At 34.1% G+C, this 16298-nt stretch carries 19 protein-coding genes and 1 tRNA gene; 2 read left to right on the forward strand and 18 right to left on the reverse strand.

Features of this window, described 5'->3' with window-relative positions; translation table 11 throughout:
• The first annotated feature begins 164 nt into the window (after positions 1 to 164).
• Positions 165 to 314, forward strand: coding sequence for a hypothetical protein (locus tag H9L01_RS01555; RefSeq protein ID WP_187534196.1), 150 nt, complete (start codon positions 165 to 167; stop codon positions 312 to 314).
• A gap of 96 nt (positions 315 to 410) precedes the next feature.
• Here the strand turns inward: H9L01_RS01555 and H9L01_RS01560 are convergent, their stop codons facing one another.
• The 14 genes from H9L01_RS01560 to H9L01_RS01620 form a co-directional block, all read right to left on the reverse strand.
• Positions 411 to 614 (reverse strand): cold-shock protein, encoded by a 204-nt coding sequence (locus H9L01_RS01560; RefSeq protein WP_187534197.1) that lies wholly within the window; start codon positions 612 to 614, stop codon positions 411 to 413.
• Between the two features lie 208 nt (positions 615 to 822).
• Entirely contained in the window at positions 823 to 1815 is a 993-nt protein-coding gene (locus H9L01_RS01565) for a 2-hydroxyacid dehydrogenase (protein WP_187534198.1), read from the reverse strand.
• A gap of 17 nt (positions 1816 to 1832) precedes the next feature.
• Positions 1833 to 2879: an AEC family transporter gene (locus tag H9L01_RS01570; protein ID WP_187534199.1), complete on the reverse strand. Its 1047-nt coding sequence runs from the start codon at positions 2877 to 2879 to the stop codon at positions 1833 to 1835.
• Between the two features lie 380 nt (positions 2880 to 3259).
• Positions 3260 to 3811: a helix-turn-helix domain-containing protein gene (locus tag H9L01_RS01575; protein ID WP_187534200.1), complete on the reverse strand. Its 552-nt coding sequence runs from the start codon at positions 3809 to 3811 to the stop codon at positions 3260 to 3262.
• Positions 3812 to 3909: 98 nt separating this feature from the next.
• Entirely contained in the window at positions 3910 to 4755 is an 846-nt protein-coding gene (locus H9L01_RS01580) for a metallophosphoesterase family protein (protein WP_187534201.1), read from the reverse strand.
• A gap of 126 nt (positions 4756 to 4881) precedes the next feature.
• A complete protein-coding gene (locus H9L01_RS01585; RefSeq protein ID WP_187534202.1) occupies positions 4882 to 5481 on the reverse strand; it encodes an SIS domain-containing protein in 600 nt (199 codons plus the stop codon).
• Entirely contained in the window at positions 5478 to 6377 is a 900-nt protein-coding gene (gene rbsK / locus H9L01_RS01590; RefSeq protein WP_187534203.1) for a ribokinase, read from the reverse strand. The genes H9L01_RS01585 and rbsK overlap by 4 nt, the downstream gene beginning before the upstream one ends.
• A gap of 3 nt (positions 6378 to 6380) precedes the next feature.
• A complete protein-coding gene (locus H9L01_RS01595; RefSeq protein ID WP_187534204.1) occupies positions 6381 to 7370 on the reverse strand; it encodes a LacI family DNA-binding transcriptional regulator in 990 nt (329 codons plus the stop codon).
• Between the two features lie 58 nt (positions 7371 to 7428).
• The gene (locus tag H9L01_RS01600; RefSeq protein WP_187534205.1) at positions 7429 to 8505 is read right to left on the reverse strand and encodes a substrate-binding domain-containing protein; all 1077 of its coding nucleotides are present in this window, start codon (positions 8503 to 8505) and stop codon (positions 7429 to 7431) included.
• A gap of 40 nt (positions 8506 to 8545) precedes the next feature.
• Positions 8546 to 8674, reverse strand: coding sequence for a hypothetical protein (locus H9L01_RS10830; protein ID WP_281381192.1), 129 nt, complete (start codon positions 8672 to 8674; stop codon positions 8546 to 8548).
• A gap of 23 nt (positions 8675 to 8697) precedes the next feature.
• A complete protein-coding gene (locus H9L01_RS01605; RefSeq protein WP_223151038.1) occupies positions 8698 to 9516 on the reverse strand; it encodes an ABC transporter permease in 819 nt (272 codons plus the stop codon).
• Positions 9494 to 11008, reverse strand: a complete 1515-nt coding sequence (locus H9L01_RS01610) for a sugar ABC transporter ATP-binding protein (protein WP_223151039.1) — start codon at positions 11006 to 11008, stop codon at positions 9494 to 9496. The genes H9L01_RS01605 and H9L01_RS01610 overlap by 23 nt, the downstream gene beginning before the upstream one ends.
• A gap of 2 nt (positions 11009 to 11010) precedes the next feature.
• A complete protein-coding gene (locus H9L01_RS01615; RefSeq protein ID WP_187534206.1) occupies positions 11011 to 11439 on the reverse strand; it encodes an RbsD/FucU family protein in 429 nt (142 codons plus the stop codon).
• 354 nt (positions 11440 to 11793) lie between these two features.
• Positions 11794 to 11867, reverse strand: a tRNA-Thr gene (locus H9L01_RS01620).
• Between the two features lie 173 nt (positions 11868 to 12040).
• Here H9L01_RS01620 and H9L01_RS01625 point away from each other — a divergent pair.
• Positions 12041 to 12883 (forward strand): aldo/keto reductase, encoded by an 843-nt coding sequence (locus H9L01_RS01625; RefSeq protein ID WP_187534207.1) that lies wholly within the window; start codon positions 12041 to 12043, stop codon positions 12881 to 12883.
• Here H9L01_RS01625 and H9L01_RS01630 read toward each other — a convergent pair.
• The 4 genes from H9L01_RS01630 to H9L01_RS01645 are packed head-to-tail and all read right to left on the reverse strand — an operon-like array spanning position 12880 to position 16293.
• Entirely contained in the window at positions 12880 to 14235 is a 1356-nt protein-coding gene (locus tag H9L01_RS01630) for a sensor histidine kinase (RefSeq protein WP_187534208.1), read from the reverse strand. The two genes, H9L01_RS01625 and H9L01_RS01630, sit on opposite strands and share 4 nt — an antisense overlap.
• A gap of 38 nt (positions 14236 to 14273) precedes the next feature.
• Positions 14274 to 14933 carry a GNAT family N-acetyltransferase gene (locus tag H9L01_RS01635; protein ID WP_187534209.1) on the reverse strand — a complete coding sequence of 220 codons (660 nt, stop codon included), beginning with the start codon at positions 14931 to 14933 and terminating at the stop codon, positions 14274 to 14276.
• A gap of 50 nt (positions 14934 to 14983) precedes the next feature.
• Positions 14984 to 15544 (reverse strand): Maf family protein, encoded by a 561-nt coding sequence (locus tag H9L01_RS01640; protein WP_187534210.1) that lies wholly within the window; start codon positions 15542 to 15544, stop codon positions 14984 to 14986.
• A 29-nt stretch (positions 15545 to 15573) separates the two neighbouring features.
• Positions 15574 to 16293: an NYN domain-containing protein gene (locus H9L01_RS01645; protein WP_187534211.1), complete on the reverse strand. Its 720-nt coding sequence runs from the start codon at positions 16291 to 16293 to the stop codon at positions 15574 to 15576.
• Between the last annotated feature and the right edge of the window lie 5 nt (positions 16294 to 16298).

A 16298-nucleotide genomic window follows, 5' to 3' on the forward strand; every position in this document is an offset into this window, starting at 1 on the left:
TGTTTTCCTACATCAGTTATAAAGGCAATTAAATTGAACATTGTGACCACCTCCTAGTTATATTGTAACCGATTACATAGATATTTCAAGTGTAATATTTACGAATCCTTTTGCAGCTTTAAATAGCGTTTAATGTATAATGAAACTAATAGAGAGGAGATCATATGGAAAACAAACAAAATTCAAATTTAGAGGTATCACGTAAAGATGTTATTGAATTTACAAGTATTCTTGAAGGAATACGTTACCGTTTAACACTGCTGATTATTCTGGTTATAATTTTAATTGCAACAATCTATATGGTTAATATCTGAATATAAAAATATATCCATTACCGACAATGGATATATTTTTTATATATTTTAATTTTGGACAAAGAAAAAGAAGCATTGCTGCTTCTTAATTTTCGACTATAAAGGGCGAACGTTTTCTGCTTGTTTACCACGTTGTCCTTGAACAATATCAAATGATACTGCTTGTCCTTCATTCAATGTTTTGTATCCTTCGATATCAATTCCTGAATAGTGAACAAACACTTCTTCGTTTGAACCGTCAACAATGATAAATCCGAATCCTTTTTCACCATTGAAAAATTTAACTTTTCCTGATTCCATTAATAGTGCCTCCTGTTCTAGAAAATAAGTACTTAACTCTCAATAACAAAAGACATTATCTAAAGTGTAGTTTTTCTTATAACATAATTACTATATCATCAATAATTATCTTTGTCAAAAGAATATCAATCAAATTGTAACCGCTTTAGCTCTTTATAGTTAAAAGACATCTTCCCTTATAGAAGATGTCTTTATTTGATACATTTATTTATGCTAGTTGATTTTTTGATGAACCTGTTTCAATAAATTCTTGAAGGTTTTCATACGAGAATTCGACCATATTCGCTACCGCTTCATCTGTATATGATCCCACGTGAGGTGTCACAAGTACACGTGGATATAAACCACTGATACGTGTCATTAATGCATCAAAGTCCTGAGGTGCTGTCACCTTATTGAAGTACTTCGTTTCATTAGCTAGAACATCAGTACCAAATGCTTGAATTTTACCGCTTTCTACTGCATCTAGAATGTCATCAACATTTTGGAGTTCTCCACGTGATGTGTTAATTAAGATAACACCATCTTTCATTTTACTGATGATTTCTTTATTGATGAACTCATCATTTGAACCTTTGAAATATGGCATATGCATTGAGATAATATCAGATTCTTTAAGTAAAGTATCCAAGTCAACTTGTTTACATACATCACCTAAGTAATCTTTTTCAACAACATCATATCCAATGACATTAGCACCAACACCATTAAAGAGTGTTGCAGCAGTAAATCCAATTTTACCTAAACCAATAATTCCAACAGTGGATTTGCGGATTTCTTTTGAGAACATGAAGTTGTCAATTTTGAAATCTCCGTCTTTAGCTTTATTAGTAGTATATTGTGTATGTCTTGCAAGTGACATTGCTAATGTAAGAGCAAGTTCAGCAATAGCATTTGGTGAATAAAAAGGTACATAAGCAACTTTAAGTCCAAGATCTTTTGCTGCTTCTAAATCAACATGGTTGTATCCAACTGTACGTGTTAATACATATTTTACGCCATAGTTTTTATATATTTCTAAGTTTTGACGTGAACCTGGACAGTTACCACGAAGCATCACTGCTTCGCATCCTTCAGCAAGATGAACTGTTTCATCATTCAACATCTTTTCAGTTAACACAAGATCAAAACCAAATTTTTCATTATATTTTTCAAAAAATGGTCTTTCAACTTCACGAACACCGTAACATAATAATCTCATAATTAATCTCCTTTATTTTATAATATAATACCAGCGCTATTTAAAGCTGCAAGTACAACAAGCCAGATAATAATTGCGACAATTGATAATACTGTAGATACTAACGAAGCGTTTGAAGAGAATACTGCTTCTTTATCAAAGTTAATTGCATAACCTACTGCAACAGTTGCAGGTGGTGTAGCAAGCATAATAATGATACCAGTAATGGCTACGTAGTTAAGTGGTAAGAATCCAATATTACGGAATAGAATCATAAGAATTAACATGACTGCAGGCATAATGAGTAATTTACCAATTGAGTAAACCCAAACATCCATATCTTTAACAGCATCTTTCAATGAGATCTTAGCAAGTGTCATACCGATTGCTAACCATGCAAGTGGTGATGATAATGATGCAAGGTATCCAACTGCTTTCATGAACCATGGTGCTGTTTGATCAAGTCTTAGGAATGCATAAGATTTAGTTCCTTCTTTAACTGCAACACTAACTTGTGGAAGACTTGCTTGGAACATCCAAATAAAGAATCCTAAGAATGTAGCAATAATAATTGGATTTAAGATAATTTGTTTTAGATTTTTCTTTTCAAATTTCAATCCTGAGAACATGATATATCCATATGAATATAGGAATACACGGTATGCAATATTAAATAAGTTTGCATATAATGTTCCTTCAGAACCTAAGAACGCTTCAATAATTGGTAATCCAAAGAATGTTGTAGAACCAAAGATTGTTAGTCCTCGCATAACGTCTAGTTTGTCCCCTTTATACTTACCACGATATGCAAATGTGATTAGAATTAAAATAATATAAGCAACAAAACCAAAGATAAATGAGTTTAAACCTGTCGTAAATGTTTCTGGTTTAATATCTGTCATAAATGCTTGGAATGCTAATGCAGGTAGTGCAACGTTCATCAACACAGCAGTTAATGATTTTGCTGCTGTATCTGTAACCTTTCCCGATTTTCTTAAGTAGTATCCTAACAGGATGATTGAAATTGTTGAGAACACAGCTCCCAAGAATTTCGGATCAGTTAAGACTGTCTTCATAATTTCCATATGTCTTTTCTCTCCTTTTGAATTCGTGAACCAACATTGGTTCCGCGTATTTACTATACAACCAAGAAAAGACTTTTTAGGTATTTTGTGTGTATATAATTGTGATATCTTTGAGAAATTGTCCGAACTTTCACATCTTTTTATTGATTATGTTAAATAGGTTAAATATTTCACAACTATTTAGGTCAAACGCTTTATCACAGCGTTTTCTTCAATGTAATAAATAAATATTACCACGAAATATATAAGAATTTATTCTCAACAATATCTAAATAAAAAGGATTGACTCCTGAGTAATACAGAAATCAATCCTTTAGTGTATATGCTTAATTAAACCATCCAATATATCAGGAACCGTTAGTAATTATCGGTTTTCATTCTTACAACAGACCCGCAACTAAACCCGCTACGAATCCAATAACACTTATTCCAATCAAGATAATGATAACCTTCTTAACATTATAATTCGGTTGATCTACAGAACCTGATTGAATCTGTTGTATATTACTCATTTTTATATATTTAATAATTGCATAGAATAACAACGCCACCAATCCAATTCTTAGTAACAAAGACAATACGAATATCACGGTCATTTTCGACCCTGATAATGATCCATTGTCAATAAATAACATTGATAACGTAGATACAGTTAATACAAGAATTGTAAGTAGATTGACTCTATTCCCCATAGCTTTGACATCTGAATCTTTAATTAATTTTTCCATAACTTTCTGGTCTCCTTTTAATAAGTCATCGAGGGAGATTTGATAAACATCACTTATCTCAACAATACTTCTTAAATCAGGAAGGCTCCGATTATTTTCCCAATTAGAAACCGTTTGACGGGATACTCCAATCGCTTCAGAGACATCTTCTTGTCTAAGTCCTATATTGGTTCGTGCTTCCTTAAGTCTTGTTCCAAAGTCCATTTACCGTTCCTCCTAATTCCAATTTAAAAGAGATTCACTGCTCAATCAATCTAAAAGTTCTTTACGTCATACTAAATTTGGTGTAAAACATCTTTTACCTATTCCTTAAAACCACTCTCTAAGCGACTATAGGTGCTAGGGTTAGTATTTATATAAATATTAAAAGCTTCATACCATACTTCATCAATACATGCATCTCTATTATCTTCAAGAAGTTTTTTAACTATTTTAAAGAATGTGTCTTGTGCACTAATTCCATAAGCGATGGAATCCAACACAAGTGTCCCCCATTCTTTATGATTTTCGAAGTAACTCGAATTTTGATACTCTCTGCATTGTAAATCAAAGGTATTCATAATAGGAAGTGAAACCACTTCTACATCGACTGCTTTATTAATATTAATAATCAATAACTTATAATCGGGTCCATCAGCAGGAAGTCCTAATGACGATGCATTAATGAATCGTCTTCCTTTATAACTTTGATCAAAATGCCTGTGAATATGGCCCATAATACACACATCAAAGTTTTCCATTTCGATCAATTCATCAAAAGTATCCTCTATAGGTTTTCTGATTTGAGGGTTATCGCCATGAATAAATAAAAAACGAACCCCTTCATATTCTAACAACTTATGTGTAGGCAGTGTTTGTAAGTATTCAGAACTATTTTTGCTAAGATGCTTCAATGTCCACGCTTGTGGCATGAGGTTAATCGGCAACGGATTGGGAAAGTTTGTGCTTTCAATTCTATCCCTATTCCCAGATATTGCATGAGTTGATACATTTCTTACGACTTCAATCACTTCATTGTCTTGATATCCATCTGTAATATAATCACCCAAGAAAATGTACTCATCAATTCCTTTATCATTTAAATAAGTAAGTCCTTGTTGCAATGCACTCAGATTTGAATGTATGTCACTTAATACTGCAATTTTCATAATTTACCTCTAATGAAAATTATAACACAGTTAATATGAGTACCGATAATTTCCACTTATATGAAAAAGACCTCACCATGATTGGTGAAGTCTTTATAAGTCTTAAACGTTGCTATATTTGGGAGATTACTTCTTTTTGTCCAGAATACTTTTTCCAAGACTTCCTCCAGGATGCCACTTAACATATACTTCCGGAGTCAAATTATTTAAATCTTGTAGGATAACACTTAGTGCTTGCATAGCAATAGTTTCAACAAGAATAGAAGATCGTGGTGGTTTGTTTAAATTGTCACCTTCTTCAGTAACGCCTGCAAAAATATGGTAATCAGAGTTTTCTGCCATCCATGAATCAGCATTTCCTGTTACCGTGACAAGAATCGCTCCATTATTTCTTAAAGTCATCAAAGTTTTTTTGAGTTCTTCTGTCTGACCACTATTTGACATTGCAATCACAACATCACCCTCTTTTACCTGACCACTGCTTCCGTGAATTGCTTCTGTACCATCCAAAAAGTATGTAGGTGTTCCAATTGATGAGAAAAGAGATGCTACATAACTCGCTAAATGACCTGGTTTACCAATTCCTGTTGTATGAACTCTACAACCTTTACTTTCTTGTTGTTTAATAATATAGGCTACCTCTTCAAGTATCCTATTATCAATTTCATCATAATAGTTCATTACTTCTTGTTTTTGAATATCAAAATATGAATTTAGTACACTCATGAATCTAAGTCCTTTCGATAAGGTAAACTTGAAATGGCTCCAACTTTTGTAACTGTCATGGATCCAACTCTATTTGCAAACATCACTGAATCTCTCATAGATTTTCCTTCTAATATTGCAACCGCTAGAGCACCATTAAATGAATCTCCTGCAGCCACAGTATCTACAACTTCAACCTTATTTGCTTCAACATACCCTGTTTCGAACTGATTAGCGAAATAAGCTCCTTTGTCACCAAGTGTAACTATGACGTTATCCACACCTTTATTCAAAAGTTGGTTAACTGCTTTTTCAACATCCTCTAATGTTTCTATTACAGAGTTTGTTAATATTCCTAATTCTGTTTCATTAGGTGTTAAGTAATTTATTTTTGATAGCCATTTATCCGATAAGATTTGTGCAGGTGCAGGATTCAAAATAATAGGAATTTGTAAGTTTTGAAGTTTACTAATTATTTTGTAAGTAACTTCAAAGTCCATTTCTAATTGCAAAATAGCAATCGAAATTTCATCTAATTTATCAATTATTTTTTCAAAATCCGAATATTTGTAAGTCATGTTTGCACCCGGAATTACAATTATTCTGTTATCTCCTGATGTTTCTTTAGTGATGAAACCTACTCCAGTACTTTGCTTCGTATCTATTAAGATGTCTTGTATATCAATACCTTCCTCATCTAGAACTCTTACAAATATTTCTCCGTTAGGATCATCACCCAATTGACCTACCATCTTAACGTTGGCTCCTAACCGTTTCGCTGTTACTGCTTGGTTAGCCCCTTTTCCACCTGGATTAATAGTAAAGCTTTCGCCAATCACTGTTTCACCTTTTTGTGGTACAAGAGATGTCGTAACAACTTGGTCCATCATAAAACTGCCAACAACCAATATATTCATTCTTTATTCAACTCCATCTCCATGTTTATATGTTACTTGTTTTTCAATTTTATTATCTTTTAGAATATCATTAATTATTTTTCCAACTTCCTTACCCATGTTGTAAGGATATTGTTTATGACTAAAGAAATATTGATCATCGAGTAAGTTTTCAAAATCGAGAGCTCCGTAAGAAGCGATTAGAATTTTACTTCCTTTATTACTTCCATTTTCTGCAAAACGATTAATCATTCCTTGAGTCATCGTATTATTAAATGAAACAATCGCTGTAGGAATTGTTTCCATATGTAAAAAGTAATCTGCTGCACGACGTCCATCTTCTAATGTATAATTTCCGTAGAAATAATTAAATTCTGGAACTTCAATGTCATGTGCTCTCAGACACTCGTTAACTCCTCGTAATCGCTCTTTACCTGTACTTACGCGTAGAGATCCAACTACAAAGCCAATATCTGTGTGTCCTCTTTTTAGAACATCTTCCATTAATTCATAGGCACCTTGATAGTTATCTTCCACAACATAATTATAACTGTCGTCATCCTCGATAACTCTATCAAAGAGGACAACAGGAACTGTTTTAGGTAACAATTTTTCGATTCTTAGTTTATCTAATCCCGATGTTGCCAATACCAAACAGTCAACACGATGTTGCATAAGTGTTTTTAATACCCGTTGTTCTTTTGACTCATTCTCATTCGTACTAGCAATAATAAGAGTTAGGTCATCTGATTCTAGAGCATCCTCGATTCCTTTTGCAGCTGACATAAAATATGAGTTAGATATGTCAGGTATTATCACTCCAATAGTATTTGTTTTATTTACTTTCAAGCTTTTGGCTGCAATATTTGGTGTGTAATTTAATTCTTTAGCACATTCTAATACTTGTTCTCGAACTTCATTACTTGCGTAACCTGAATTATTTAATACACGTGAGACCGTAGCCACAGAAATACCAAGTTTTTGAGCGATATCTTTAATCGTAGGATTTTTCATTTGACGCCCTCCAATATACTTTATTTTACCATAATCTATTGAGCCATTGTGTTTTCTTCTAGTCGTATAGTAATGGCGCTATTTCACTTGAATCAATATTTTGAGAATTATACCAAGCTGCCGGAACATCAACATCTTCAACTTTTTCTCCCTGTGCTACTTTATATGCAAGAGTAACAGCCGTATATCCAATTTTTATTGGATCTTGAGTGACACTTCCAATAAATGTATTATTCTTAACTGCTTCTTTTTGCATCTTACCTGAGTCAAACCCAGCAGCTAATATTTTATCTGCGCCGAGTACGTTTCCTAATGATTCATTAGCATTTAATAGTCCTTTTGATGCTGTTTCATTTGATGTGAATACCGCTACTAAGTCTGACATATTTAGCAATGCTAGTGCTGCAGATTGAACTTTCGAATCTGTAGCATCTGCTGGAACTTGAACCTGTAATATTAAAGCAGCTGAGCTTTCACTACCTCTGTTAAATTTATCATTACCGACAATAGCAACTTTATCTCCGATATTATCAAGTTTTTTAGCATGTTCTTCGAAACGAGTAATAAATCCTTCAGTTCGGTCACTAATAGATTGTGAGTTAACTTCTTGTGATAAAACAGCTACACGAACTGGAGATCCAACTTTCGCTGTTTTTAATTTTTCTTCTAACGATTCGAATAAAGCATCCGCTGCAATTGCTGCAGCATCTTTGTTGTTAGTTGCTGCTGTTGCAAAAACTGATCCTTCTGGTGCATTTGGAACACCCGAGTCAAATCCGACGATTGGAATACCTGCAGTTTTGGATTGATTTAGTAGATCAATTTGTGATTCTGTATCTAAGGATGCTAATGCAATAGCCATTGGCTTCTTATTAACAGCATTACTTAACATTTGCACTTGCTCTTGAATAGCAGTTTCATTTGCGGGTCCAGTAAAATTAATTGTGACTCCAAGTTCCTTTGCCGCATCCTCTGAACCGTTTTTTACAGCTGTCCAATATTGTTGAGTAAATCCTTTGGCGATGACTTCTATTTCCCCATCTTTTTTCTCACCAGCAGCTTCTTTCTGACCACATCCAACTAGCATAACCAAAGCCATTGATACAATTGCTGTTTTCTTAAATATATGTTTCATAATTTCCTCCTCGTGTTTTTTACACTTCATTTAAGACTATTTAATGTGTATCGTTTCTTCGTTTGAAGACATCAATATACACTGCAACAATAATTACTATTCCTGTAATAAATATTTGATAATGGGGTTGTAGTCCAATGAATGGTAATCCTGTTTGAAGAACACCCATTATGAATACCCCAATAACAGTACCTAACAAACTAGCAATTCCCCCGTCATTGATGTTCCACCAATAATTGCTGCTGCAATGGCGTTAGTTTCAATTCCGGTTCCAAGACCTGGTGTAATCGAAGTATAGGTGGATGCATACGCAATTCCCGCTAATCCAATAAAGAATCCACTGATTATGTAGGCTCTCCATTTCCACTTAACGACATCAATTCCAGACAATCTAGTTGCGTCCTCGTTACTACCTATGGATAAAATGTAACGACCTGTTTTTGTTTTATTTAAGATTATATAGAAAATTAACGCTAGTCCCAAGAAGATAAATATTCCTGTTGGAAAGTTATTGTTAGTTCTAAATAAACTCTTATAGTATCCATCAGGTGATGATCTTAGTGGGAAATTTACTGTTTGTACTTTTGATACAATCGAGCCAAGACCTAACATTAGCATTTGAGTTCCTAAAGTTGCAATAAATGGTGCTATTTTAAGTTTAGCCACTAAAAATCCGTTCAGTGCTCCGAGCAAAATTCCAACTAATAATGTCACAATCATTGAAACCCAGACAGGCATTCCATAATTCTGATAAAGTAACCCACCAATGATTGCTGATGTAATCATGCCAGTTCCCAATGATAAATCAATTCCTCCAGTAGCAATTACGAAGGTTACTCCAATTGCAAGAAAACCAATATAATATGCAGCGTCGAATATACTTGTTATTGTACTTGTTGATCTAAATGCAGGACTCGATATGGAAAAATATATATAGAGTACAACAAGTGATATACCTGCAATAAATTGTTGACTCGATAGAATTTTTTTAATTTTCTTTGTGTCTTTCATCTTTTACTCCTTCTCTTGGAACCGCGTATCTCATGATTTCCTCTTGCGTTGCTTCATCGATTGATAGTTCGTGAACTAAGCTACCCTCACACATCACCAAGATACGATCACTCATACGAAGTACTTCTTCCATTTCGGAAGATATCATAATTATCGATTTTCCTTCCAACACCAATCGATCCATAAGATCATATATCTCAACTTTTGCTCCAACATCGATTCCCCTTGTTGGTTCATCAAAGATGATGATCTCACTATCTTTCGCCAACCATTTAGCAATAACTACTTTTTGTTGGTTCCCACCAGATAAATTAATAACTTCTTGTTCTACATCATGAAGTTTAATATTTAGCATATCTCTATATACTTCTGCCTGTGTAGAAATTGCTTTATCATCTAATACTCCCAATGTTTTTTCAAATTTATCTAGATTATTAATAGAAATGTTTTTTGAGATACTCTCATGAATATGAACACCGTTTCTGCGTCTATCTTCAGATATATATCCAATTCCGTATTTTAACGCATCAGTCGTGTTTTTAATCTTAACCTCATTACCATTAATGATTATCTTTCCAGTATCAATTGAATCAGCACCAAATATGGCCCTTGCAACCTCTGTTCGTCCCGAACCCATGAGCCCAGAAAATCCTAGAATTTCTCCTTTACGAAGTTCAAAGTTGATATTACTTACGTATTTATTAGTGAGACCTTCAACCTTTAATACAATCTCATCTTTAATACTCGTGCTTTCTGGTCTACGTTCGTTAGATAAAGTTCGTCCCACCATCATCTTTATTAGATCATCCTGCGATGTTTCCTTTGTATCCACAGTCCCAATATACGTACCGTCTCTAAGAACCGTAATTCGATCAGTAATTTTTTCTATCTCATCCATTCGATGGGAAATGTATATAACACCAATACCTTCATCAGTTAGATGCTTAATAATTTGGAAGAGAGCATCTATTTCTTTCAAAGATAAAGCAGCAGTTGGTTCATCAAATACAATAATTTTTGCTTCGACAGCAATTGCCTTAGCAATTTCAACCATTTGCTGTTCACCAATACTTAACTTTCCAACTCTTTGAGAGGGATCAATATCAACATGAAGTTTTTCAAATAGCTTCTTACTTTCTTTAACCATTGCTCTATCATCGATGAACTTTCCACGTTTGTAAATTTCTTTTCCGAGAAAAATGTTTTGAGCAACAGTTAAATCTTTCATCATATTAAGTTCCTGATGAACAATCGTAATTCCTTTTTCTTGAGCATCAGCAGTATTATTGAAATTAACTAGTTCATCATTTACATACACTGCACCTTCATCTTTCGCATAGATACCATTTAGTATTTTCATTAATGTAGATTTCCCAGCGCCATTTTCTCCCATGAGAGCATGAACTTCACCATTTCTGAGATTAAAATCAACATCCTTTAATACTTGGACTCCAGCAAAACTCTTATTAATTTTATCCATTTTTAATAGCATATCTACACCTCAACAACACCTTTTTTTAAGATAATATTTGCAAAGAGTGCTGTTTCACTCGTCGCTATGATTGCGTAGGCATTTTTGCCTCTTTCATAGAACTCAAATCGTTCTAAATACTCAATGTTAGTATTTTCTTCTTGTGAGTTTTGAAAAACATTTTTGTAATCAGTCCATATTTCAGGGATTTTGTCACCTTCAGCTACATTCATATAACTCACTGAATACTTCGAACTCTTATCGAGTGGAAGAACTGATAGAATTCCTTCTAATACACTTACACACCCTAGTCCATCAAGTCTTATCAGATTTTTTGCATTTGACGCACTGGGATAGTTTCCATCAGCAATGACAATTTCATCCCCGTGGCCCATTTCCATTAAAACCTTGATTAAGTCGGGAGACAAAATCGGATTTAAATTTTTAAGCATGTATTACCTCCTAATGTGTAATCGTTTCCACATCTCCTTAAAAAAATATGTAAACGTTCTCACACACATAATACACAACTATGTAACCGATTGCAATATATTTTTATATTTTTTTGTTTTTGAATCAATAAGACTTAACTTCTCACACAGATAAAATTAAGTAAAAAGTACTAGATCTCATTTATTATGTGTAATAAAAGTATTCATCATTATTTTTTAGTTTACTACTAGTATTTAGATAAAAATTATATTAATTAATCTAGTATCACGTGTAATTAAAGCAGGGCAAGTAATTCAGCTAAACATAGAAAAAGCCCACTATACAATTCGTATAATGGACATATGTTTTATCTATGGTGCCGCCACCGAGAATCGAACTCGGAACTGAGCATTACCATTGCTCTATTTTACCATTGAACTATGGCGGCATGAATATATAATACGAAATTTCCTTACTAAAATCAACCATATTTGAGACTTTGTCTCGTTATTGTGTGAATAACCAATTGCCCTGATTTTTTACGAGTTTATTTGATATTCATAATTCAATTATAAGGTATGCTTTTTGAGTTTTTGGTATACTTACTCTAGGAGGTATACTATGCAAGAATACTATACATTATCAAATGGCGTTACAATCCCTAAGGTAGGATTTGGTACCTGGCAAACACCAAGCGGTGAGGTTGCTGAAACATCGGTTGCTACTGCACTTGAGGTAGGTTATCGTCATCTTGATACTGCTGCAATTTATGGCAATGAAGAAAGCGTTGGTGATGCTGTAAGAAAGAGCGGTATTGATCGCTCAGAACTCTTCATCACTACGAAACTGTGGAATGACAAACGTACTTATGAAGAAGTTTATGAAGCAATTCAGGAATCCCTAAATAAATTACAAACAACATATATAGATTTATATTTGATACATTGGCCAAATCCAGTAGCTATCCGAGAAAATTGGGAAGGTGCTAATGCGGAAGCATGGCGAGCAATTGAAGACGCATATGACAAAGGTATCATTCGGGCAATTGGTGTTTCTAACTTTAGACAACATCATTTAGAAGCTCTTTTTAAAACAGCACGCATCAAACCTATGGTAAATCAGATTTTCTATAACCCTAGTGATATGCAATTGGATGTTGTAAACTTTAATAACGAACATGGTATCCTAACTGAAGCTTATAGCCCATTAGGAACTGGTAAAATATTTGAAATTGCAGAGCTTAATGATATTGCACTGCGTTATGAAAAAACACCCGCTCAGATTGTACTAAGATGGTGTTTACAAAACAATATATTGCCACTTCCAAAATCAGTAACCGAAAGCCGAATCTTTGAGAATTTCCAAGTATTTGATTTTGATCTCAATGATGAGGACATGGCTTTAATTTCTTCGTTTGCAGGACAAGCTAGTGAAGCACTCAATCCTGATGAAACACAATTCTAACTCTCAGTTCCTGAGAGTTTTTTATTAGGTTTCACAATTGGAATCATGATAGCAGTTTGAAATTTATTCTCCTGGAAATGGGGATTTATATTCATCATACCGCCAAGCGATTCCACTACTTCCTCAACTATGACGATACCGTATCCGTGTTCGGATTCTTTTTTAGTTGTTTTCAGTCGAGATTCATTATATGCCACTTTACCATCATAGGTATTCGTAACTTCAATTCTGAACCATGAATCAACTTTACGACCCGTAATTCTTAGAATTCTTTCACCATCATACATACTACATGCACGGATTGCATTATCAATAAGATTAGCAAAAATCCGGACAATATCCATATCTGACAATGCAAAGTTATCCGGTATTGAAACGAGTGCATTGAAATCAATATCAAATGATTGCGCACGTTCGGCATTATCATGTAAGATAGCTTCTAATAAAGTATTGTTGGAGTATTGCACAATCTCTGGTGAGGATAAATGTAACGCACCACCCATATCTTCTAGATACTTCTCAAGTCTTTCATATTCTTGAGTATCAAGCAAATGTCTTACAGTTCGAATCATTTTTATATAATCATGTTTAAACTTCTTAAGTGCTTCATTCTTTTCCTCATAGGAACGATAGAACTCTAATTTAGTTTGTAATCCGCTCATAATCTGTGTTGAGACACGCTCATTTTCTGCTTGAGCACTCATTTGAATCACATTCTTCAGACTCAAATAGAGGAGTGCGATTGAAACTGCGCTCGTGAATAGATACAAGTATGAGAACCACTTAAAAGTAATTTCGAGACTTCGGCCATCATTAATAAACATGAGATAACTTATAATCAAAACTTGATAGACTACTAAGTATTTCATTTGATGTTTATTTTTAAACAGAATTGTCATGTTATTGCGATTTCCAAAAGTTCTTCTGAGAACTCTAATAAATAGGAATGCTACGAGAATTCCCATAATATTAAAGAGATAGTAGTGGGAACTACGGGTTAATGTTCCAATGATCGTGACATCATTAATGACAGCATATAACCCAGCAAAGAAACCTCTAAATGCATACATCATCGTGAAGTATAAACTCGATATATACAAGTAATATATCCAAGATGAACGATATATAATAATGCAGTTAATTAGTATTATGAGATAGGTTGCTCCCACACGTGATATTGGTCCCATATACTTGATGCTTAAATACCAAGCGAGTATGTTCACTAAAATAAGTGCGTATTTTAATTTATGTGCGTACTTACGTGTTTCTAATAAATTCTCGTAATCACTCGACATTGAATATATATAGAGTGCATATATTACGAGCATTGTACAATAAAGTCCAGTTTGCATCCAATCACCCCTTGTATCCATTATATATCATTCATAAATTATTTTGATTCATTATTTTCAATTAAACTTGTATGTTTTCTTACGTAATAACCTGGCATCGCTGAACGATAGAATTCTGGAATTTTGGCTACATATTCTCTACGATCATTGTCTTCATCAATAGGTAACCACAATAAGTGATAACCCACGCCAAATGCATCCCAATAATAGTGTGTCATTTTCGCATCATTCCTTAGGTAGAAATCAATACGACGTTCCCTAATATGAATTTCCTCGGAAATTTCTGTATCATTAGGACGCTCACTCTCTATCAATAACCCTTGGTACGATAAGGTTTGTTTCAGTAACTGAAGAAAAACACTTCCTAATCCTTCACTACGATGTGCCTTATCTATCGCGTAATAGTCTAAAAGCGCAATATTCTCTCCCTCATCTTTGATGAGACATGCATAACCATAGACATGGTTTTCTTTTTCTAAAACATAAACTTCATATTTTGAATGTCGGAACATTCTGCGAATGCTTCGAACAGAGCGTCGCTCATTGTCTGGAAAGTCTACCATCATTCTTTCATCATAGATTGGTTTGAACTCATCAAATGAGATTGCTCTTACTGAATAATCCACATTAACACCTCTTTCATATCCAACTATTATAGCACAAATGACTTTCCTTGTTTGAAGATTGAACACTGACATAAAAACCACCTCATAATTATGAAGTGGTTTGCTTTTATATTTATAGTCTCTTACCAATTACGGTGTTCTAATTCATAGTTAACACGGGAAATTGGTAATCCAATTACTGTATAATAATCACCAACAATGGATTCCACAAGTAAAGCCCCTCTACCTTGAATTCCATAGCTACCAGCTTTATCAAGTGGTTCGCGTGTTGCGACATAAGCTTCGATAGCTTCATCACTCAGCTCATAGAACTTAACATCCGTCTTCACGGAAAATGTTACATGTTCACGTACAGAACGCATTGATACTCCTGTAATAACTTGGTGAGTTCTTCCTGATAATTTCTTAAGTGTGCTGATTGCATCTTCTTCAGACTCAGGTTTTCCTAATACTTGACCGTCAATAACGACTACCGTATCTGCCCCGATTACGATTGTATTATCTTGAAGGTCAACCGACATTGCTTTATCATATGCCAGTTTTTCGATACGAGCATCAATTGGAAGATCTAAATCCATAACTTCTTCTGATGTTGGAGACACAACGCTAAATGGCAATCCGAGATATGTCAGAAGCTCTCTACGTCGTGGTGATTGACTCGCTAATACTAATTTTTTTAACATATATATCCTCTTTCCTACAACATTATAAACTATTTGTTTCGAATATACACATGTTTAACGTTAGTATTTGGAATCTTTCGTTCTTCGATATCAAAACTACCCAATGCTTTAATAAGCGGAGTCAGTTGATGAAAGCCGTAAGTACGCGGATCGAAATCAGGATGTTTTCGGATAATTGAGTTACCCAAGTCACCCATAAACACATAGCCATTTTCATCAGCCAAGTCTACAATGGATGCAGATATGAGTGATGAGAGTTGTTGTTTCATTTTATTATTTAACTTTTCATCAGATGCTTGAACATTTTTCTCAATTTTATCGATGTTTTCAATATAAACAAATTTATCACACGAAGCGATAAAAGGAGTTGGTGTCTTTTCTTCACCGATTCCCATTACATACTTACCCGCTTCACGAAGGCGTACTGCCAGACGCGTAAAATCACTGTCACTGGAGACAATACAGAAACTATCGACATTACCTTCATATAATAAATCCATCGCGTCTATAATCATTGCAGAGTCTGATGAATTCTTCCCTGATGTATACGAATATTGTTGGATTGGTATAATCGCATGTTCAAGTAAATGACTCTTCCATCCAGAAGCTGTTTGTTTTGTCCAATCACCATAAATTCGTTTCACTGTTGGTGTTCCGTATCGTGTTATTTCTCGTAAAATACCACTAATATTTGCATACGGAACATTCTCAGCATCAATCAAAACGGCAATTCGTTGATCATCTTTCATAGGTT

The sequence above is a fragment of the Erysipelothrix inopinata genome (assembly GCF_014396165.1).
In the GTDB taxonomy this organism is placed as follows: Bacteria; Bacillota_I; Bacilli_A; order Erysipelotrichales; family Erysipelotrichaceae; genus Erysipelothrix; species Erysipelothrix inopinata.

What these genes read in the sequence shown, in the direction of transcription:
- H9L01_RS01625 (WP_187534207.1), top strand. Translation starts at nt 12,041, where the DNA reads ATGCAAGAATACTATACATTATCAAATGGCGTTACAATCCCTAAGGTA.
- H9L01_RS01585 (WP_187534202.1), bottom strand. Translation starts at nt 5,481, where the DNA reads ATGAGTGTACTAAATTCATATTTTGATATTCAAAAACAAGAAGTAATG.
- H9L01_RS01600 (WP_187534205.1), bottom strand. Translation starts at nt 8,505, where the DNA reads ATGAAACATATATTTAAGAAAACAGCAATTGTATCAATGGCTTTGGTT.
- rbsK (WP_187534203.1), bottom strand. Translation starts at nt 6,377, where the DNA reads ATGAATATATTGGTTGTTGGCAGTTTTATGATGGACCAAGTTGTTACG.
- H9L01_RS01580 (WP_187534201.1), bottom strand. Translation starts at nt 4,755, where the DNA reads ATGAAAATTGCAGTATTAAGTGACATACATTCAAATCTGAGTGCATTG.
- H9L01_RS01605 (WP_223151038.1), bottom strand. Translation starts at nt 9,516, where the DNA reads ATGAAAGACACAAAGAAAATTAAAAAAATTCTATCGAGTCAACAATTT.
- H9L01_RS01575 (WP_187534200.1), bottom strand. Translation starts at nt 3,811, where the DNA reads ATGGACTTTGGAACAAGACTTAAGGAAGCACGAACCAATATAGGACTT.
- H9L01_RS01595 (WP_187534204.1), bottom strand. Translation starts at nt 7,370, where the DNA reads ATGAAAAATCCTACGATTAAAGATATCGCTCAAAAACTTGGTATTTCT.
- H9L01_RS01560 (WP_187534197.1), bottom strand. Translation starts at nt 614, where the DNA reads ATGGAATCAGGAAAAGTTAAATTTTTCAATGGTGAAAAAGGATTCGGA.
- H9L01_RS01640 (WP_187534210.1), bottom strand. Translation starts at nt 15,544, where the DNA reads ATGTTAAAAAAATTAGTATTAGCGAGTCAATCACCACGACGTAGAGAG.
- H9L01_RS01555 (WP_187534196.1), top strand. Translation starts at nt 165, where the DNA reads ATGGAAAACAAACAAAATTCAAATTTAGAGGTATCACGTAAAGATGTT.
- H9L01_RS01615 (WP_187534206.1), bottom strand. Translation starts at nt 11,439, where the DNA reads ATGCTTAAAAATTTAAATCCGATTTTGTCTCCCGACTTAATCAAGGTT.
- H9L01_RS10830 (WP_281381192.1), bottom strand. Translation starts at nt 8,674, where the DNA reads ATGGGTGTTCTTCAAACAGGATTACCATTCATTGGACTACAACCCCAT.
- H9L01_RS01645 (WP_187534211.1), bottom strand. Translation starts at nt 16,293, where the DNA reads ATGAAAGATGATCAACGAATTGCCGTTTTGATTGATGCTGAGAATGTT.
- H9L01_RS01630 (WP_187534208.1), bottom strand. Translation starts at nt 14,235, where the DNA reads ATGCAAACTGGACTTTATTGTACAATGCTCGTAATATATGCACTCTAT.
- H9L01_RS01565 (WP_187534198.1), bottom strand. Translation starts at nt 1,815, where the DNA reads ATGAGATTATTATGTTACGGTGTTCGTGAAGTTGAAAGACCATTTTTT.
- H9L01_RS01570 (WP_187534199.1), bottom strand. Translation starts at nt 2,879, where the DNA reads ATGGAAATTATGAAGACAGTCTTAACTGATCCGAAATTCTTGGGAGCT.
- H9L01_RS01635 (WP_187534209.1), bottom strand. Translation starts at nt 14,933, where the DNA reads ATGTCAGTGTTCAATCTTCAAACAAGGAAAGTCATTTGTGCTATAATA.
- H9L01_RS01610 (WP_223151039.1), bottom strand. Translation starts at nt 11,008, where the DNA reads ATGCTATTAAAAATGGATAAAATTAATAAGAGTTTTGCTGGAGTCCAA.